This is a genomic window from Pseudomonas sp. BN417 (genome assembly GCF_029871205.1).
Lineage (GTDB): Bacteria > Pseudomonadota > Gammaproteobacteria > Pseudomonadales > Pseudomonadaceae > Metapseudomonas.
On record NZ_SSOJ01000101.1, the window covers coordinates 1 to 19,906 of the forward strand.

The following is a 19,906-nucleotide window of genomic DNA, read 5'->3' on the forward strand; positions in this document are numbered from 1 at the left end:
CATGCCGCTCGTCCCCCTGCGCAACGCTTCCGCTCGGCCTTCTGACGGGGCAGAGTCGCTGCCTCACCTCTTTCGCACAGGTTCAGGCAACGACTGGGCATCAGAATTGCTGCGCCCTGTCAGGCGCGAGTCCCCCCTCTCCTCTTCAGGGAGAGGGGCCGGGGGAGAGGGATGTGTCAGGCAGGTGCGCAGGTCTGAAAATACCGTGTTAGAGCGCGTTATTCGATGCAGTAACAGCTAACGCAGACATAGCCAATGAATTCGCCCCTACAAGTGAAGTCCGAGGTCTCAGGCCCTGTTTCCGGCCGGCAGGAACGCGCGGGCGTACATCAGGCAAGGAAAGCGCGCCCCCGAGCGCTCAGCTGAAACTCAGCGCCCCCTGCTTGCAGCAACGCACCAGGGCTTCTTCCAGCCGGCGGTCGGGCATGGCGTGGGCGCGCAGGATGCGTGCGGTCTTTTCCACATAGTCGCGGGTGCTGCCGTAGTGGCCGATGGCATTGTCGAAGACCTGGCGCAGCACGTGGTCCGGCAGGGCGCCGGCGTAGCAGGGGATATTGCGCCGCAGCACGAAGCCCAGGGCCTGCACCTTGGGACCGTCGGCCAGTTGGCAGTTGAGCCATTTGGGCTGGTAGGCCGCGTCGGGCATTTCCCGTTGCCAGAGGGCGAGGAGGTGTTCTTCCAGTTGCTCCTCCGGCAACCGGTAGGCGAATCCGGCGCAGGAGCCGCCACGATCGAGGCCGAGCACCAGACCAGGAGTTTCCGGGGTTCCGCGGTGGATCTGTGACCAGAGGTAGAGCCCGCGGTGATAGCCGTGGATGCGGGCGCGGCGGGTTTCCACCGTCGGGCATTCGGGTCGCCATATCAACGAACCGTAGGCGAACAACCAGACCGGCCCGCCCTCGTGCCGGCCCATGGTGGTCTCCAGGGAGGCCAGCAACTCGGCGCGGGTCAGTTCCACCGGCTGTTCGAGCTGGGGCGGGTAGGGCGCGATGAGCGTGTCGTGGTAGCTGCCGGCCATAGGATTACTGCATTGCGAAGATGGGAACGGACCTGCTCCCCCGGCCCGCCCCCTTGTTTTAGCAGGTAGCGGGCGCTTGGCGAACTGACGATCGTCGAATTCCACGCAAATTTCCTGCCTCTCGGGTACCGGCAGAGTTGGCCATGGAGCGTTGATAAACAGAAGGAATCAGTGGTGATGGAATTATCGCCGATGGTGATAAGCCAATTTTCCCGCAGGCTGCTCCGATCCTCGTAAGGTGCGGTGATCAGATCGACAGTTGCACCACCTGTTCGCCGTTGATGCGCTGTACGCCACGTTTGCTCACCACCAGTTCGCCGATGGCGATCAGCCGCGCGCGGGTGACGTTGCGGCTGAGGCCGAGCAGGTTGGCGGTGTGTACCTGGTTGTAGTGGCAGTGGCGGTAGGCGGCTCTTAGCAGGGCGTCTTCCACCTTCTGGTGGAGGTTGCCGCCCGGTTCTTCGAACAGGCGCTGGAAGGCCTGCAGCAGCTGCGCCTCGGCACCGTCTTCGCTGGTGCGGGGTTCTTCCGCACGCTCGATGCGCAGGTTGGACAGGTGCAGGTCGTTCGCTTGGATCAGGCCATCGCGGCAGATCAGCAAGGTGTGGTGGATGACGTTCTCCAGCTCGCGAATATTCCCCGGCCAGGAATAGCCACGCACCTTGCGCTCGGCGTCCGGGCTCAGCGCGCTGTGGCCGTAGCCGAGGCGGCGGCTGTATTCCTCGATGAAGTGGCGGGTCAGCGGCAGGATGTCGCCGGGGCGCTCGCGTAGCGGGCTGAGCTCCAGGGTGACGACGTTCAGCCGGTAGTAGAGGTCCTCGCGGAAGTGCCCCGCATTGATGGCCTTTTCCAGCTGCACATTGGTCGCGGCCAGTACCCGCACGTCTATGGGGATGCTCTTGCGCGAGCCCAGGCGCACCACTTCCCGCTCCTGCAGTACCCGCAGCAGCTTGACCTGGATGGGCATCGGCAGGTCGCCGATCTCGTCGAGGAACAGGGTGCCGCCGTTGGCCGCCTCGAACCAGCCGGCCTTGGCCGCCAGGGCGCCGGTAAAGGCGCCTTTCTCGTGACCGAACAGCTCGGCTTCCACCAGGGATTCGGAAAAGGCGCCGCAGTTGACTGCCACGAAGGGACCTGCACGGCGCCCGCTGAGGTTGTGTACATGACGGGCTAGCAGCTCCTTGCCGGTACCGGTCTCGCCGATGATCAGCACGCTGGCTTCGCTGGGCGCCACCTGTCGCAGGTGGGTCAGCAGGGCCTGGGACTTCGGGTCCTCGAATACCTGGGCGGTGGCCCGTACCGAGGTGGCCAGGGCCGGGGAGGGGGGCAGGGTGAGCAGGCCGTTCGGGGCTTGGCGCGGTGCTTTCATGAATAGAAGGTCGGCGTTGGCAGGGTCTGGTTGAGGGCCCACTCGCCCAGTTCTCGGACCTTGTAGTCCACCGGGTCGTGCAGGGTCTGGGTGCGCAGGTTGCGCCAGTGGCGGTCGAGGCGCAGGGCTGCGTGGGTGGAGCGTGCGCCGGTAACCTCGAACAAGCGGCTGCACAGGTCCAGGCCGGTGCGGGTGGCCGCCACCTTGGCGGTGGCGATGGCCAGAGCCAGTTCGCCGCGCTGGGCTTCTCCGAGGTCGGGGCCCTGGCTCCAGGCCTTGTCCAGTAGCTTGGCGGCCCGCTGCACCAAGGCGCGCACGCCTTCCAGGCCCACCCAGAACTCTCCGTAGTGGGCGAGCACGTAGGGGTCTTCGCTGATATGGGCGGCGGATGACTTGAACCAGGGGCGCGCCTCCTTGAGGGTGTAGGCGCGGGCCTCTTCGAACGAGCCTTCGGCAATCCCCAGGTAGATGTGGGTGAAGATCAGTTGGGCGATCAGCGGGCGCAGGCAGGCGAATGGTGTGCTCAGGGGGCCGGGCTCCAGCAGCAGTTCGTTCTCTTCCACCCGGACTCGCTCGAAGGTGGCGCTGCCGCTGTCGGTTTGCCGTTGACCCATATTGTCCCAGTCGTCCGCCAGGCTGATGCCGCTGCGCGCGGTCGGGATGGCGGCGATCAGCAGCTTGCCGGTTTCTTCGTCGAGGCCGGAAGCGATCAGCATTTGCGAATCCAGGGCGCCGGAGCAGAAGCTTTTCTTCCCGGAGAACTCGCGCCAGCCGTCGAACCTCTTCACCGTGGTGCGCTTGTCCAGGGGGTTCAGGGCGTTGCCCCAGAACCAGCGGTTGCGCGCGGTGAGCTGGAACCAGGGCTGCCACTGGTCTGGGCGGGAGAACAGCCGCACCGTGGCCAGCATCAGGTGCTGGAAGCCGAAGACGTGAGCGATGGAGCTGTCCACCCGGGCAAACTCGCGCACCACGTCCAGGGTGGTTTGCCAGTCGCTGCCAAGGCCGCCGCAATCGTCCGGTATGATTAGCGACAACAGGCCACTCTGGCGGATGGCATCGCGCTCGGCTTTTGGCGTACCGCCGAGGGCATCGCGTTCGGCGGCGGTTTCGGCGAACTGCGCAGCCAATTGTCGGGCGCGGTGCTGTAGGTCAGAGGTTATGCTGAGAGGCTTGGCGGTCACGCGGGTGTCCTTGTCGTAGTCGGGGTGCCGGCTTGACCGCGTCGCGCAGTTCAGGGAACCGCGCAGCTGTTGCGCCAGGGGCAATGACCTGGAGCAAGAGCTGTACCAACCGTATCTGTACGATTTCAGCGCAGTTGCGGCGTCACGGAGGGCGTTTTGTGTTGCTGAAGCAGAGGTTTTGCTGGTCGGCTGTTTCTCAGCCAGCAGTCGGGGATGGGCAGAAGGAGAGGTGGTCATGAGCGGACCGCCCTCCATCGAGATTCGCGGGTCCGGCCTGCACATAGGCGGGGACTGGACCCTGGCCCACTACGGCGAATTGCGCAGGCGCCTCGCCGGCCTGCGCGAGGAGCTTGCACCGGGCCGGGCGGTGGACCTGGACGAGCTTGGCAGCCTGGACACCGCCGGCGCGGCGTTGCTGGTGGAGTTGCTCGGCGACGAGCGCATGGCTGACCTGGAAATCCTCGCACCGGCCTTGCCGGCCGAACGCCTGGCGCTGCTACAGGCGGTGGCCGCAGCCATGGCCGGGGAGGGCGAGGCGCCGCCGTCGCCCAGGCAGTCGACCCCGGTGGTACTGCTCGCACGCATCGGCGCCGCGGTGCAGGGACTCTGGGAGCAGAGCCTGGCCCTGCTCGGTTTCATCGGACTGACCCTCTCCGCCATGGGCGCCATACTCCTGCGTCCACGGCGCTGGCGGATCACTTCCCTGGTGGCGCACCTGGAGCAGAGCGGCCTGGACGCGGTGCCCATAGTGGCGTTGCTGACCTTCCTGGTGGGCGCGGTGGTGGCCTTCCTTGGCGCCACCATCCTCTCGGACTTCGGCGCCACCCTCTACACCGTCAACCTGGTGGCCTTTTCCTTCCTTCGCGAATTCGGTGTGCTGCTCACCGCCATCCTCATGGCCGGCCGCACGGCGAGTGCCTTCACCGCGCAGATCGGTTCGATGAAGGCCAACGAGGAGATAGATGCCATCCGTACCCTGGGCCTGAGTCCGGTGGAGCTGCTGGTGTTGCCGCGGGTCTTCGCCCTGCTGATCGCCCTGCCGATGCTGACCTTCATCGCCATGCTCAGCGGCATGGTCGGTGGCGCGGTGGTCTGCGCCCTGGCGCTGGACATCTCGCCGGCCATGTACCTGTCGCTGCTCAAGCAGAACATCGAGCTGCGGCACTTCCTGGTGGGCATTGGCAAGGCGCCGCTGTTCGCCTTCCTGATCGCGGTGATCGGTTGCCTGGAAGGCTTCAAGGTCACCGGCAGCGCCCAGTCGGTGGGCGAGCGCACCACCTCCAGCGTCGTGCAGTCGATCTTCGTGGTCATCCTGCTGGATGCGGTGGCCGCACTGTTCCTGATGGAGGTGGGCTGGTGACGGGAGACGCCATCATCCAGGTGCGCGGCCTGCGCAACCAGTTCGGAGCCCAGGTGGTGCACCAGGACCTGAACCTGGACCTGCTGCGTGGCGAGGTGCTCGGCGTGGTCGGTGGTTCGGGCACCGGCAAGTCGGTGCTGCTGCGCTGTATCCTCGGCCTGCGCCGGGCCAATGCCGGCACCGTGCGGGTGTTCGGCAAAGAGTTGCTGGCGCTGCCAGCCGAGCGCCGCTCGCAGCTGGAGCGCCGCTTCGGCGTGCTCTACCAGCGCGGGGCGCTGTTCTCTTCGCTGACGGTGAGCGAGAACATCGCCTTGCCTCTGATCGAACACGCCGGCCTCGACCGATCCGCCGCCGCGGCCCTGGTGCGGGTCAAGCTGGCGCTGGTGGGGTTGCCGGCCAACGCCGGCGACAAGTACCCCACAGAGCTGTCCGGCGGCATGGTCAAGCGCGCGGCCCTGGGCCGTGCCCTGGCGCTCGACCCGGACATCCTCTTCCTCGACGAGCCCACGGCGGGGCTCGATCCCATTGGGGCGGCCGCCTTCGACCAACTGATCCGCACCCTGCGCGATGCCCTGGGCCTCAGCGTGTTCCTGGTCACCCACGACCTGGACAGCCTCTACAGCCTCTGCGACCGGGTCGCGGTGCTGGCACAGAAGCACGTGCTGGTGGCCGATCGCCTGGAGGTGGTCGCCGCCAACCAGGACCCCTGGGTCCGTGAATATTTCCACGGTCCGCGCGGGCGCGCGGCCGAACAGGCGGCCATGCGCGCGCCAGGGAGCACATGAATGGAAACACGAGCCCACCACGTCCTGATCGGCCTGTTCACCGTGTTGGTGGTCGGCGCCGCCATGCTCTTCGCCCTTTGGCTGAGCAAGGCCGGCTCCGACAGCCAACTGCAGGAGTACGAGGTGATCTTTACCGAAGCGGTGAGTGGCCTGTCCCAGGGCAGCGCGGTGCAGTACAGCGGTATCAAGGTCGGTGACGTGGCGCAGCTGCGCCTGGACCCGCAGGACCCGCGCAAGGTGCGGGCGCGCATTCGCATAGTCGGCGACACGCCGATCAAGGAAGACACCCGTGCACGCTTGTCCATCACCGGCGTCACGGGTACCGCGGTGATCCAGTTGCACGGAGGTACCCCGGCCAGCCCGCTGCTCAAGGGTCAGGATGACAAGCTGCCGGTGATCATCGCCGATCCGTCGCCCATCGCCCGGCTGATGGCTGGCGGCGAGGATGTGATGGTCAGCGTCACCCGGTTGCTGGAGCAGGCCAATCAACTGTTCTCCAGCGACAACGTCGAGCACGTTTCCCGGACCCTGGCCCACCTGGAGCAGACCACCGCGAGCATTGCCGGCCAGCGCGACGAACTGCGCCGTACCCTGGAGCAGGTCAATGTCGCCACCAGCGAGGCCAGCGCCCTGTTTCGCACCGCCAACGAGCTGCTGGATGGCCAGGGCCGTCAGGCCTTCGCCAGCGCCGACCAGCTGTTGGCGTCCCTGGAACGCAGCAGCCGCGGTATCGAGCAGATGCTGGAGAACAATCGCCAGTCCCTCGATGGCGGCATGAAAGGCATAGGCGAGCTGGGGCCGGCCATCGGCCAATTGCGCGACACCCTGGAATCGCTGCGCAGCTTCTCTCGCCGTCTCGAAGAAGACCCGGGTGGCTACCTGCTGCGCAACGACAGCATCAAGGAGTTCCGACCATGAAGCCCATGCTTGCCCTGGCCGTTCTATCGTTGCTCGGTGCCTGCTCCATCCTGCCCAAGGGCGAGGAGCTGGCTGTCTATCAACTGCCCGTAACCGGTGCCGCGTCGGCGAGGGGAGTGGAAGTGGATTGGGCCTTGCAGATCAACAAACCGCTGGCCAGCCCGCTGCTGGACAGTACACGCATCGCCGTACTGCCCGACGGTGACCGCATCAGTGCCTACCAGGGGGTGCGCTGGGACGACCGTGGCACCCTGTTGCTGCGTGACCGCCTGATCGACGCCTTCCGCGCCGATGGCCGCGTCGGTGCGGTGAGCAGCGACGACAGTCGGCTGGCAACCGACCTGGTGCTGGCCGGCGACCTGCGCGCCTTCCAGGGCGAGTACCGGGCGGGGAGGGTGGAGGTGCATATCCTGCTGGAGGCGCGGCTGGTGCAGAGCGGCACCCGGCGGATGCTCGCCAGTCAGCGTTTCGACGTGCGCGAGGCGGCCGGCGGCACGGCGCCGGCGCAAGTGGTAACGGCTTTCGGCCTGGCAGCCGACCGCCTTGCGGCCCAGATGCTGGACTGGACCCTTGTCCAGGGCGCCGGGCGTCCCGAACTCAGCGTGCGAGATTGAGCTTCCTCGGCTGGCCGCCATCCGGGAGTGCCCATGGAAGCGGCCGCTGGGGGGCGCTCTTCAGGCGATCTTCAGCAGGTCGGCGGCGTTGCCGGCGAACAGAGGCGCGGCGCGTTCGGCAGCCAGCGTGATACGCGAGCGCAGCGTTTGGCTGGTGATCTGGTAATTCTGGAAGTCGGCCTCCGAGGCGTAGACGCCAATGGGCAACGTCAGTGCCTGGAAGAAGCTGAACAGCGGGCGCAACTGGTGGTCGAGGACCAGGGCGTGGCGATCGCTGCCACCGGTGGCGGCCAGCAGCACGGGGGTATCGACCAGCGCATTGAGGTCGATCAGGTCGAACAGGTGCTTGAACTGGCCCGGGTAGGAGCCTCTATAGACCGGCGCCGCTACCACCAGCAGGTCGGCAGTCTCGATGGCGCGCAGTTCATGCTCGACGGTCTCCGGCAACTCCTTGCGTGACAGGGCGCCTCCCACGGGGCGGGCGATGTCGCCCAGTTCGATGATGCGCGCCTCGATGGGCAGCAGGCGGCCCAGTTCGGCGACTATGGCCTGGGTCAGCACCAGGGTGCGGGAGGGGCGGAAGGTGCCGCCGGAAACGGCTACGACTCTGATCGGCTTGGTCATGGGGTATCCCTTGGGATGTTGCTCTGTGTACAGAGGGCAAGAGCAAGGGCCGTACCAAGGGCGAAAGTGTGCGAATTCCGGGCAGTTCAAGTCGTTCGAGCGGGATTGCGCTGGTCGGAATGCAGCAGTTGTGCTGATGGAATGTTGCCGGGGCAGCAGTGGGGGGGGGCGTTGGATCGATATATTCTGTTTTTGTATATATAAATGCTAATTGATAATTTTTTTATCTATATGGTTTTCGGGCATCATCGTCCTGCGCTTTCGGATGCCAGGAATGCACCATGTCTCTGCTTACCCACCCCAATGCCCGTGAACTGACCAAATCCGTCCGCGCCACCGTGCTGGTGTTCAAGGATCCGGTTTCCCAGGAACTGCTCAGCCGCATCGAGCGCCTGGCGCCTAGCGAGGCCAACGCGCTGATTATCGGCGAGACCGGCACCGGCAAGGAGTTGGTGGCCCGGCACCTCCACAACCTCAGCCGGCGGGCCAGCGGCCCCTTCGTCGCGGTGAACTGCGGCGCCTTCCCGGAAACCCTGGTGGAAAGCGAATTGTTCGGCCACGAGAAGGGTGCCTTCACCGGCGCCACCTGCAGCAAGGCCGGCTGGTTCGAGGCGGCCAATGGCGGCACTCTGTTCCTTGACGAGATCGGTGACCTGCCGCTGAACATGCAGGTCAAGCTGCTGCGGGTCTTGCAGGAGCGTGAAGTGGTGCGTCTGGGGTCGCGCACGCCCATTCCCATCGACGTGCGACTGGTGGCAGCGACCAACGTCAATCTGGCAGACGCCGTGATAGCCGGGCACTTCCGCGAGGATCTGTTCTATCGCCTGCACGTGGCGAGCATCGAGTTGCCGCCGCTACGCGAACGCAGGGGCGACATCCTGCCTTTGGCGCACTTCTTCCTCGACGAGCATTGCCGGCGCCTGGGTTATACCCCGGCGGTCCTGAGCGCGGATGCCGAGCGCAAGCTGCTCGGACACAGCTGGCCGGGGAATATCCGCGAACTGGAGAACGCCATCCACCATGCCCTGCTGGTGTGCCGCAACGCTCTGGTTCAGCCCGGCGACCTGCAACTGGTGGATATACGCCTGGCGGTCGCCCGCCAGGACGCGCTGGCCCTGTCGGCCCGGCCCGCCGATCTGGAAGCGGCGCTGAATGCGCTGTTCGAGCAGAACCTGCCGGATCTCTATGAGCAGATCGAGGAGCGGGTGTTCCGTAGCGCCTACCGCTTCTGCCACGGCAACCAATTGCAGACTGCCCGGCTGCTGGGCATCAGCCGCAACATCGTGCGGGCGCGGCTGGAGAAGATTGGCGAGCTGGAAGTGGCTTCACGCAGGCCTGTCATCCGCCTGGCCTGATTTCCCCGCCGGCCCGGCTTCCGACCGGGCCGCCTGCCTGTTCGGTCCCGCTCGTGAAATCAGGCAAAAAGCACGGTTTTTTGACTCACTAATCCGCGGATTATGCAAGGTGCCACCTGGCTCTTCCGGGCGGTGGCAAACAGCGGATTAACGGTGAACAACTGACTGGATGGCTCTATCTCGGGCCTTTTAGCCTGCGTGCTGGACCCTGGATTTGGGGTGATGTCCCCTGGAGTGCCTCGCATTTGCATTTTTGTAAGATATTATTTCAATAATTAATTTATATAAATCAGATACTTAATTTAAATTTATGAGTTGAATAGACCGCTGCGACGGTCGCTTGACAGTGTTTTTGGTCGAATCTTTAGTCAGGTATGTAAGAAATTGTTTCGAAGTGCGGGCAGCTGCATCGTGATGTCGCTGCAGCCTTAGCCGGGAAACAAGAAAGCTAGGGAGAACGTCATGAGCACTGTTTCGCGAGTCCCGTTCCAGGAGGCGACTCCGCCCGCCTCGCTGCACCTCACCGAATATCACGGCCCGCCGGGTCGATGACCTTCGCGCCGGCGCCAATTTGCCGGCACTGTCAGGGATAGAACCTCCTGCTGAAGAGCATGAATCACGCTAGCACCAGCGTCGCTTCAAGGTAGGCGTCATCTAGTCCCCCAAATCCCGAAGTCAAGTCGAAAGCGTGGAGCCCTGTCCTTGCTGCCATGGCGCACGCCCCTACGCAGTCGGAATTGAGGAATCAGCAAAATGGCCAACTTCAACCTATCGGACCTGGATTTCATTCTTCAGCAGATTTTCATCGCCGAAGCCCACGCCTCCGGCCAGGAACTCCTCGACCTGCTGCCCAACGTGCAGGTGCCCTGGGGACTGCGCACCATCGACGGCTCCTTCAATAACCTGGTGTTCGGCCAGAGCGCATTCGGTGAAGCGGACAACATCTTCCCGCGGCTGCTCGACCCGGTCTTCCGCACCGCCGAGAGCAATCCCTTCGTACCGGGGTCCCTGCCCACCAGCTATGCCCAGACCTCCGGCACGGTGTTCGACAGTCAGCCGCGGACCATCAGCAATCTGATCGTCGACTTCACCGCCAGTAACCCGGCAGCTGTGGCGGCGGCCGCGCAGACTCCCGGTTCCGCCACCGTGGCAAGCCCCGGCCTCGATGGGGTCTTTGGCACGCCGGATGACACCTCGACCCTGTTCATCCCGAACGTTGCGCCGGATGCCGGATTGTCAGCACCCTTCAACGCCTGGATGACCTTCTTCGGGCAGTTCTTCGACCATGGCCTGGACCTGGTGACCAAGGGCGGCAACGACGTCGTGTTCGTTCCGCTGCAGCCGGACGATCCGTTGTTCAGGCCAGGCAGCACGACCAATTTCATGGTGCTGACCCGTGCCACCCAGTTCGGCGGGCCGGGACTGAACCAGAACACCACCTCGCCCTTCGTCGACCAGAACCAGACCTATACCTCGCACCCCTCGCACCAGGTGTTCCTGCGCGCCTATGCGCTGAACAACCTCGGTCAGCCGGTGGCCACCGGCAAGCTGATCACCAATCGGGACCTGGGCGTCGATGGCGTATTTGGCACCGCTGACGATGTCGAAATCGGCGGCATGGCCACCTGGGCGGTGGTCAAGGCCCAGGCCCGCGACATCCTCGGCATCAACCTGACCGATGCCGACGTGTTCGACCTGCCGCTGCTGGCTACCGACCCCTATGGCAATTTCATCAAGGGGCCGAATGGATTGCCGCAGGTGGTGATGAAGGGGTTCGATGGCATCGCCGGGACTGCCGATGATGTCCTCGTGGAAGGTAACCGCCTGGCACCGATCGACCTGACCGATGCCGTGCGCACCGGGCACCAGTTCCTCATCGACATCGCTCATAGCGCCGACCCGACCGGAGGCCTGACGCCCGATGCGGACAACATCATCGGCGATGACGGCAATCCGCTGACCTACGACAACGAGCTGCTGGATGCGCACTACATCGCCGGCGACGGCCGGGTCAACGAGAACATCGGCCTGACCACCGTGCACCATGTGTTCCACTCCGAGCACAACCGCCTGGTCGAACAGACCAAGAGCACACTGCTGGCCTCGGGCAGCCTGGCCGAGCTGACCCCCTGGCTGTTGCCGGGTACCGCACCGGCGGTGTTCCCGACCACCGCCGCCGACATCGCCGCGCTGCAATGGAATGGCGAGCGGCTGTTCCAGGCCGCCAAGTTCGGCACCGAGATGCAGTACCAGCACCTGGTGTTCGAGGAGTTCGCCCGTACCATCCAGCCGCAAGTGGATGCGTTCCTCGCACCCACGGGCTACGACACCACCATCGACCCGTCGATCGTCGCCGAGTTCGCCCACACGGTGTATCGCTTCGGTCACTCGATGCTGCTGGAAACCGTGGATCGCTTCGATCCCAACTTCAATCCGGTCTTCGCCGACCCCCTACACCCGACGAACGCCCAGCAGATGGGCCTGATCTCCGCCTTCCTCAACCCGCTGGCGTTCGCCGTCAGCGGCCCGACCCCGGAGGAAGCGGCTGGCGCCATCGTCCGCGGGTTGACCCGCCAGGTCGGTAATGAGATCGACGAGTTCATCACCGAAGCCCTGCGCAACAATCTGGTGGGGCTGCCGCTGGACCTGGCCGTACTGAACATCGCTCGTGGCCGCGATGCCGGCGTTCCTTCGCTGAACGCCGCACGCCGCGAGTTTTATCGCATGACCGGCGATGAGCAACTGAAGCCATACACCAGTTGGGTGGACCTCGCCGATCACCTCAAGCACGTGGAATCGCTGATCAACTTCATCGCCGCCTACGGCACTCACGGGACCATCATCAATGCGACCACAATCGCGGCCAAACGCGATGCTGCGATGCTGCTGGTCTTTGGCAACCTGGACCTCAATGGAGACGGTGTGATCGGCGTGGGAGAGCAAGGGCCTGTCGACCGCCTGGATTTCCTGAACAGCACCGGTGACTGGGCCAACGACTTCAACGGCATCACCACCACCGGCGTGGATTTCATCGACTTCTGGATTGGTGGTCTGGCGGAAGAGAAGATGCCCTTCGGCGGCATGCTCGGCTCCACCTTCAACTTCGTCTTCGAAACGCAATTGGAGTCGCTGCAGAACGGTGACCGCTTCTACTACCTGTCGCGTACCGCAGGCTTGAACTTCGGCGCCGAGCTGGAGAACAACTCCTTCGCCAAGCTGGTGATGAACAACACCGATGCCCTTCACCTGCCGAATGCGATCTTCTCCACCCCGACCTGGATCCTTGAGGTCGACCCGACCCGGCAGTTCAACCAGGGCGTGGTGGCCGGTCCCGACGGCATAGTCGGGACCGCCGACGATCTGCCCGGCAATTCAGACCCCACTGGCGGCGCCGCGATCGGCGCGGTCGAGATCATCCCGCTGGTGATCCGCGACAACCCCAATACGGTCGGCCCGGACACCAACTACCTGCGCTACACCGGTGAGGACCATGTGGTCCTCGGCGGCACCGTCGGCAGCGACATCATCATCTCCGGCGATGGCGACGACACCCTGTACGGCGATGACGGCAACGACGAACTGGAAGGCGGTTACGGCAACGACACCGTGATGGGCGGCGCAGGCGATGACATCCTCAGCGATGCCGGTGGCGACAACCGCCTGGAAGGCGGGGCCGGCAATGACGTGATAGTGGTCGGCAACATGATGGCCGCCGGCGGCGGCAACCTTATCCTCGGCGGGGATGGCAAGGACTTCATCGTCACCATCGAAGACGCTTCAACCACCTTCGGTGGCCAGGGTGACGACTTCATCTACAGCGCCAAGACCAGCCTGGGGCCCACCGGCAACGAGGGTGATGACTGGATCGAGAACGGTACCCAGGACGGCGCCCCGGGCGACAATTTCGCCCCCCTGCTGGCGGACAACGTCATCGGTAACGATGTCTTCATCGGTGGTGGCGGTTTCGATGAGTTCATTGGCGAGGGTGGCGACGACATCTTCGTCGGCAGCGATGCCCAGGACAAGATGGACGGCATGTCCGGCTATGACTGGGTCACCTACAAGAACGACAGGATCGGCGTGACCGTGGACCTGGCCCTGGCGGCCTTCCTCGGCATTGGCGAGGTGGGCGACCACCTTGCCTTCCCCGTGGCGCAATCGCCCGCTTCGATCTTCGACCGCTTCGCCGAAGTGGAGGGGCTTTCCGGTTCGGCCTTCGCCGACATCCTGCGCGGCGATGACACCGATGCCGCAGCCCTGGCCGGTACCACGGCCACCGGCAATGTGCTGACCAATCTCGACCTGATCGCCGGCATGCGGGCCTTCCTGGGTGCCGCTGCCGCGGGCCCCGACGGCATAGTCGGCACGGTAGACGACCAGTTCGGCACCGGCAACATCATCCTCGGCGGCGGCGGCAGCGACATCATCGAAGGCCGCGGCGGCGACGACCTGCTCGATGGTAACCTCTCGCTGAACGTACGCATCAGCGTGCGGGCCAACCCCGACGGTACCGGGGCCGAGATCGCCAGCTTCGACAGCATGGTCGACCTCATCCCGCTGATGCTGAACCACACCTTCACCCCCGGCCAGCTGGTCGCGGTGAGGGAGTTGCTGACCAACCCGGCGGACTTCGATACCGCGAATTACCGGGGACTCAACTCCGAGTACATCATTACGGCCAACGCAGACGGCTCCTTCACGGTGGCCGACCAGGTTGTAGGCCGGGATGGTACTGACCGTCTCACCAACATCGAGCGGATCCAGTTCTCCGACGGCGCCGTGGTGCTGGTCCCCGGCCTGAATGCCGAGCCGGTGGGCGCGCTGACCATCACCGATACCAATGGCGGGGCGCTGGAGGTCGGCGACTTCCTCACCGTGTCGAGCGCGGGCGTGACCGATGCCGACAACCCCGGCGGCACCATCACCGACGTCAACTTCGTCTGGCAGGTGGAGCGGGTCGCAGGCTCCGGTGTATTCGAGGACATCATCGCCGCGCCGGCAGGTGACCTGGCCTTCCAGAGCGCCAATGGCGTGCGCTTCCGCATCACCCCGGATGTCGCTGGGTTGGTGCTGCGGGTCAAGGGGGTCTACGCCGACGCCAATGGCGTGACCGAGCAGGTGTTCTCCGCACCCACCGATGCCGTGGCACCCTTCACCCCGCCGCCGCCGACCTTCGTCCCCGATCCGGGGCCTGGGGTCGCGCAAAGCGGGCCCGGCATCCAGCTGGTGCGTTCGGACCTGAACTTCATCCTCGACCAGATCCGCATCGCCGAGGCCCATGCCGCGGGTGCCGACCTGCTGTCGCTGGTGCCGAACGTGCGCGCCTCGGTCGGCCTGCGCACGGTGACCGGTGAGTTCAACAACCTGGTGAACTTCTCCGGCATCGACCAGAGCCAGTTCGGCGCCGCCGACAACCTCTTCCCGCGGCTGCTGCCGGGAGAGTTCCGCCCTGCAGAAGCAGGTACCACCTATGATTCGGCCGTCGATGTGGTCGACTCGCAGCCACGCACCATCTCCAACCTGATCGTCGACCAGACCGCCAACAACCCGGCGGCGCTCGCGACGGCGTTCGATCCTGGTCTGGATGGTGTTCTCGGCACGGCTGACGATGTCCTGAAGGACGGTGTGCAGGTGGTTACCGGAACCCGCACCGACGGTTCGACCTTCCAGACCTTCTTCTTTGCCAACGAGATGCCGGACGCGGGCCTGTCGGCGCCCTTCAACGCCTGGATGACCTTCTTCGGACAGTTCTTCGACCATGGCCTGGACCTGGTCACCAAGGGCGGCAACGGCGTCGTGTTCATGCCGTTGAACGCGGATGACCCGCGCTTCGTTCCCGGCAGCCCGACCAACTTCATGGTCCTGACCCGGGCCACTCAATTCGCCGGTCCCGGGGCGGACGGCATTCTCGGTACCGCCGACGATACGCGGGAATCGCAGAACACCACCTCGCCCTTCGTCGACCAGAACCAGACCTACAGTTCGCATCCATCGCACCAGGTGTTCCTGCGCGCCTATACACTCAATGCCGCCGGCGATCCGGTGGCGACCGGTGGCCTGATCACCAACCGCAACCTCGGCGCGGATGGGATCTACGGTACCGCGGACGATGTGGATATCGGCGGCATGGCCACCTGGAAGGTGCTCAAGGCCCAGGCCCGGGACATCCTCGGGATCAACCTGACCGACGCCGATTTCGACAACGTGCCGCTGCTGGCCACCGACGCCTACGGCAACTTCATCAAGGGGCCCGGTGGCATGCCTCAGGTGGTGATGGTGGGCCCGGACGGCCTGCCCGGCACTCCTGACGACGTGCTGGTGGAAGGCAACCGCGCCGCGCCGATCGACCTGACCGATGCAGTGCGGACCGGCCACCAGTTCCTCATCGACATCGCGCACACGGCCGTTCCGGTGGACAGCCAGACCGGCCTGGCACTCCAGCCCGATGTAGACACTGTCGTGGGCGGTACGCCGGCACCGGGCTTCTACGACAACGAGCTGCTTGATGCGCACTACATGGCCGGTGACGGCCGGGTCAACGAGAACATCGGCCTGACCGCGGTGCACGCGATTTTCCACTCCGAGCACAACCGCCTGCTGCAGCAGACCAAGGACACGGCACTGGCGAGCAATGATGTGGCCTTCCTCAACGAGTGGCTGCTTACCCCGGTCACCAGCTTCCCGACCACCGCGGCCGAGATCGGCGCCCTGCAATGGAATGGCGAGCGTCTGTTCCAGGTGGCCAAGTTCGGCACCGAGATGCAATACCAGCACCTGGTGTTCGAGGAGTTCGCGCGTACCATCCAGCCGAACATCGACCCCTTCTTCGCGCCGACCCAGGTCTATGACGTCGACCTCGATCCCTCGATCGTCGCCGAGTTCGCGCACACGGTTTACCGTTTCGGCCACTCGATGCTGACCGAATCGGTCGATCGCTTCGACGCCAACTTCAACGTCGTTGGCGATGCCGATCCGACGGCTGCGGGCAATCAACAGCTCGGCCTGATCCAGGCCTTCCTCAACCCGCTGGCCTACGAGGCCAGTGGCCTGACGCCCGAGGAAGCCACCGGTGCCATCGTTCGCGGTGTGACCCGCGAGGTCGGCAACCAGATCGACGAGTTCGTCACCGAAGCACTGCGCAACAACCTGGTGGGCCTGCCGCTCGACCTGCCGGCGCTGAACATCGCCCGGGGACGCGATACCGGGGTTCCGTCCCTCAACCACGCCCGTGCGCAGTTCTTCGAAGCCACCGGCGACAGCAACCTCAAGCCGTACATCAGCTGGGCCGATTTCGCGCTGCACCTCAAGCATGCGGAGTCGCTGATCAACTTCATCGCGGCCTATGGCACCCATGCCACTATCACCGCGGCCACCACCCTGGTCGACAAGCGTGCGGCGGCAACCGCCATCGTCCTCGGCGGAGCCGGGGCGCCCGCTGACCGCCTGGACTTCCTCAATGGTCCGGCGGCCACCACTGGCGTGGATTCGGTGGACTTCTGGATCGGCGGCCTGGCCGAGAAGGTCACCCCCTTCGGCGGCATGCTGGGTTCGACCTTCAACTTCGTGTTCGAGAACCAGTTGGAGAAACTGCAGGACGGCGACCGCTTCTACTACCTGGAACGCACCGCCGGCATGAATTTCAACGCCGAGCTGGAGGGTAACTCCTTCGCCAAGCTGATCATGGCCAACTCCACTGCGACCCACCTGCCGTCCCTGGTGTTCTCGACGCCGGCCTTTACCCTGGAAGTCAACCCGCTGGCACAGCACACCGGGCTGAACGATGCGGGCGTGGATGGCATCCAGGGCACCCTGGATGATGTGGTCGGCGCGGACGGCATCGACGGCAACTCCGACCCGCTGGGCACCAACCCGCTGCTGCCGGAAGTGAGCCGCGACAACCCGGCGACGGTCGGGGCCGACACCAATTACCTGCGCTATTCCGGCGTGGAGCACGTGGTGCTGGGCGGCTCGGCGAACAACGACATCCTGCGCTCCAGCGAAGGTGACGACACCCTCTATGGCGACGGTGGCAACGACCGCCTGGATGGTGGCTACGGCAACGACATGATCAATGGTGGCGACGGCGACGACATCATCTCGGACGTGGGTGGCGACGACAACATCAAGGGTGACAACGGCAACGACGTGATCCAGGGCGGCAATGGCGTCAACCTGATCCTCGGCGGCTTCGGCAACGACTTCATCATCACCGGTGAGGACGCCAGCGAAGCCTTCGGCGGCCAGGGCAACGACTTCATCCTGGGCTCGAAGGCCAACGAACAGGACATGGGCAACGAAGGTGACGACTGGATCGAGGCCGGTACGTCCGACGGCGCGCCCGGCGACAACTTCGATCCTGCCGGTAACGACCCGATCGCAGGCAATGACATCTACATCGGCAGCGGCGAGAACGACAAGTTCAACGCCGAGGGTGGTGACGACATCATGGTCGGCAGCGTGGGCATGGGCGACCGCTATGTCGGCGGCTCCGGCTATGACTGGGCGAGCTTCAAGAACAACACCATGGGCGTCACCATCGACATCGATGGCCGCTTCTTCGACCAGCCAGCGATGCCGGGCTCGGGTGCCTCGGTGCTGACCCGCATGGACTTCGTCGAGGGGATTTCCGGTTCGGCCTTCAGCGACATACTGCGCGGCGACAACTCGAGTCCGCTCACCCTGCCGACTGCCGGCGCCAAGGGCAGCGTGCTGACCAACATCGCGCTGATCAACGGCTTGCAGGCCTACCTGAACGAAGTGCTCGGGACCGTGGCGACGCCCACGGTGAGCTTCTTCGATGGTGGCAACATCATCTTCGGCGGCAGCGGCAGTGACATCATCGAAGGCCGTGAAGGCAACGACCTGATCGACGGCGACAAGTGGCTCAACGTCCGCATCAGCGTCCACGCCAATGCCGACGGCACCGGCGCCGAGATCGCCGCCTTCAACAGCATGACCGAGATGGTGCCGTATATGGTCAATGGCATCTTCAGCGCGGGGCAGTTGGTGGCCGTCAGGGAGATTCTGCAGGGCGACGACTCGATCGACTCCGCGGTGTTCACTGGACTTGCCAGTGACTACACCGTGACCATCAACGATCGCGGCACGGCCGACCAGCACGATGACATCGTGACCGTCACCGACAATGTCGGCTCCGACGGCGTGGACACCCTGACCGGTATCGAGCAACTGGAATTCTCCGATAGCAGCCAGCTCCTGGTGACCGGCCGCAACGCCGCCCCGGTGGGTGTGGTGACGGTCAATGACTCCACGCCGGATGTGGGGGCGCTGATGGAGGCCTTCCTCGACGGGGTCAGCGATGCCGACAATCCCGGTGGCAGCGTGACCGGACCGGTGACCTATTTCTGGCAGGCCGAAACCGCTGCGGGTTCGGGCGTATTCCAGGACATCACCACCTTCGCGGCCGGTGAGCTGAGCCGGGCCACCAGCAAGACCTTCCGCCTCACGGCGGATCAGCTGGGCCTTGCCCTGCGGGTCAAGGCGATCTACCGGGATGCCCACGGTGTGCTGGAAACCGTGTTCTCCAATGTCACGCCCCCCGTTGTTCCGACGGCCAACGACGCGCCGACGGGAGCCGCGGCCATCAGCGATGTCTCGCCGACCCAGAGCCTGGGGCTGATCGCCTCGCGTGGGACCATCGCGGATCCCGATGGCCTCACCAATACGGTCTTCACCTACCAGTGGCAGTCTTCAAGCAATGGCGGGGCGACCTTTACCGATATAGTCGGCGCGAACCAGCCGGGCTTTACTCCGGGGGCCGCACAGGTCGGGCAAGTGCTGCGGGTGGTGGCCAGCTTCACGGATGATGGCGGCACCCTTGAGTCGGTCATGTCGGGTGCTACTGCGATTGTCGGTGCACTGATCAATGGCACATCCGCTGTCGACAACCTGGTTGGCACCAACGGGGCCGACCTGATGAACGGCGGTGACGGCAATGACCTTCTGCAGGGCGCGTTGGGCGACGACACCCTGAACGGTGATGCCGGCGACGATATGCTGATCGGCGGGGCCGGGGCCGATACGATGGTCGGCGGCGCTGGCAACGACACCTACGAGATGACCGACGCGGGCGACCAAACCCTCGAGCATGCCGGCGACGGGATCGACACCGTCTGGACGTCCGTGTCGAACACCACCCTGGCTGCCAACCTCGAGAATCTGTACTTCGGCGGCCTGGGCAACTTCGTCGGTACCGGCAATGCCCTGGACAATATCATCGTCGGCGCCACGGGCGATGACCTGCTGATTGGTGGCGGGGGCATGGATACGATGTTCGGCGGCTCCGGCAACGATATCTACGAGGTGAGGGAGTTCGGCGATGCCGTCATGGAGCAGGGTAGTCAGGGCATTGACACCGTCTTCACCTCGTTGACGTCCTACGCCTTGCCCGTCAATGTCGAGAACCTGCACTTCGTCGCCACGGCCGATGTCATAGGCATCGGCAATACGCTGGCCAACAACATGGTGGGTGGCAGTGGCAACGATCTGCTCATCGGCGATGCGGGCGCGGATACCATGTCCGGTGGCGCCGGCAACGATACCTACGAGGTGGCGGACCTGGGTGATAGCGTCGTGGAGCTGGGCGGGGAAGGGAATGACAGTGTCCGGACTTCGCTGGGGAGCTACGCCCTGACGGACAACGTCGAGAACCTGTTGTTCAC

At 64.7% G+C, this 19,906-nt stretch carries 10 protein-coding genes; 6 read left to right on the plus strand and 4 right to left on the minus strand.

The features are described 5' to 3' along the window. Window positions 1-358: 358 nt before the first annotated feature. The 3 genes from E8F11_RS12365 to E8F11_RS12375 all read right to left on the minus strand — a co-directional run bounded on the left by E8F11_RS12365 (window position 359) and on the right by E8F11_RS12375 (window position 3,568). Window positions 359-1,018, minus strand: a complete 660-nt coding sequence (locus E8F11_RS12365; protein ID WP_280289114.1) for a gamma-glutamylcyclotransferase — start codon at window positions 1,016-1,018, stop codon at window positions 359-361. 247 nt (window positions 1,019-1,265) lie between these two features. Further along, a complete protein-coding gene (locus E8F11_RS12370) occupies window positions 1,266-2,387 on the minus strand; it encodes a sigma-54 dependent transcriptional regulator (RefSeq protein ID WP_280289115.1) in 1,122 nt (373 codons plus the stop codon). After that, complete coding sequence (locus E8F11_RS12375; protein ID WP_280289116.1) at window positions 2,384-3,568, minus strand: acyl-CoA dehydrogenase family protein; 1,185 nt, start codon at window positions 3,566-3,568, stop codon at window positions 2,384-2,386. The genes E8F11_RS12370 and E8F11_RS12375 overlap by 4 nt, the downstream gene beginning before the upstream one ends. Before the next feature lie 235 nt (window positions 3,569-3,803). Between E8F11_RS12375 and E8F11_RS12380 the strand changes: the two genes are divergently transcribed. Genes E8F11_RS12380 through E8F11_RS12395 form a run of 4 tightly spaced genes read left to right on the plus strand, consistent with a single transcriptional unit; the run spans window position 3,804 to window position 7,245 of the window. Next, window positions 3,804-4,928: an ABC transporter permease gene (locus tag E8F11_RS12380; protein WP_280289117.1), complete on the plus strand. Its 1,125-nt coding sequence runs from the start codon at window positions 3,804-3,806 to the stop codon at window positions 4,926-4,928. Further along, entirely contained in the window at window positions 4,925-5,713 is a 789-nt protein-coding gene (locus E8F11_RS12385; RefSeq protein WP_280289118.1) for an ABC transporter ATP-binding protein, read from the plus strand. The genes E8F11_RS12380 and E8F11_RS12385 overlap by 4 nt, the downstream gene beginning before the upstream one ends. Further along, window positions 5,714-6,631 carry an MlaD family protein gene (locus tag E8F11_RS12390; protein WP_280289119.1) on the plus strand — a complete coding sequence of 306 codons (918 nt, stop codon included), beginning with the start codon at window positions 5,714-5,716 and terminating at the stop codon, window positions 6,629-6,631. After that, window positions 6,628-7,245, plus strand: a complete 618-nt coding sequence (locus tag E8F11_RS12395) for an ABC-type transport auxiliary lipoprotein family protein (RefSeq protein ID WP_280289120.1) — start codon at window positions 6,628-6,630, stop codon at window positions 7,243-7,245. Before E8F11_RS12390 ends, E8F11_RS12395 begins: the two co-directional genes overlap by 4 nt. 60 nt (window positions 7,246-7,305) lie before the next feature. Here E8F11_RS12395 and msuE read toward each other — a convergent pair whose 3' ends face one another. Beyond that, window positions 7,306-7,869 carry an FMN reductase gene (gene msuE / locus E8F11_RS12400; RefSeq protein ID WP_280289121.1) on the minus strand — a complete coding sequence of 188 codons (564 nt, stop codon included), beginning with the start codon at window positions 7,867-7,869 and terminating at the stop codon, window positions 7,306-7,308. A 281-nt stretch (window positions 7,870-8,150) separates the two neighbouring features. On the opposite strand from msuE, the gene E8F11_RS12405 reads away from it, so the two are divergent. Both E8F11_RS12405 and E8F11_RS12410 read left to right on the plus strand, forming a co-directional pair. Further along, window positions 8,151-9,224 carry a sigma-54 dependent transcriptional regulator gene (locus E8F11_RS12405; protein ID WP_280289122.1) on the plus strand — a complete coding sequence of 358 codons (1,074 nt, stop codon included), beginning with the start codon at window positions 8,151-8,153 and terminating at the stop codon, window positions 9,222-9,224. Between the two features lie 753 nt (window positions 9,225-9,977). Then, on the plus strand, window positions 9,978-19,906 hold a 9,929-nt coding region (locus E8F11_RS12410; protein ID WP_280289123.1), incomplete at its 3' end, for a peroxidase family protein.

Excerpts from the sequence above, each read along its gene's own strand:
- E8F11_RS12390 (WP_280289119.1), top strand. The coding sequence starts at position 5,714 with ATGGAAACACGAGCCCACCACGTCCTGATCGGCCTGTTCACCGTGTTG.
- E8F11_RS12370 (WP_280289115.1), bottom strand. The coding sequence starts at position 2,387 with ATGAAAGCACCGCGCCAAGCCCCGAACGGCCTGCTCACCCTGCCCCCC.
- E8F11_RS12405 (WP_280289122.1), top strand. The coding sequence starts at position 8,151 with ATGTCTCTGCTTACCCACCCCAATGCCCGTGAACTGACCAAATCCGTC.
- E8F11_RS12380 (WP_280289117.1), top strand. The coding sequence starts at position 3,804 with ATGAGCGGACCGCCCTCCATCGAGATTCGCGGGTCCGGCCTGCACATA.
- E8F11_RS12365 (WP_280289114.1), bottom strand. The coding sequence starts at position 1,018 with ATGGCCGGCAGCTACCACGACACGCTCATCGCGCCCTACCCGCCCCAG.
- E8F11_RS12395 (WP_280289120.1), top strand. The coding sequence starts at position 6,628 with ATGAAGCCCATGCTTGCCCTGGCCGTTCTATCGTTGCTCGGTGCCTGC.
- msuE (WP_280289121.1), bottom strand. The coding sequence starts at position 7,869 with ATGACCAAGCCGATCAGAGTCGTAGCCGTTTCCGGCGGCACCTTCCGC.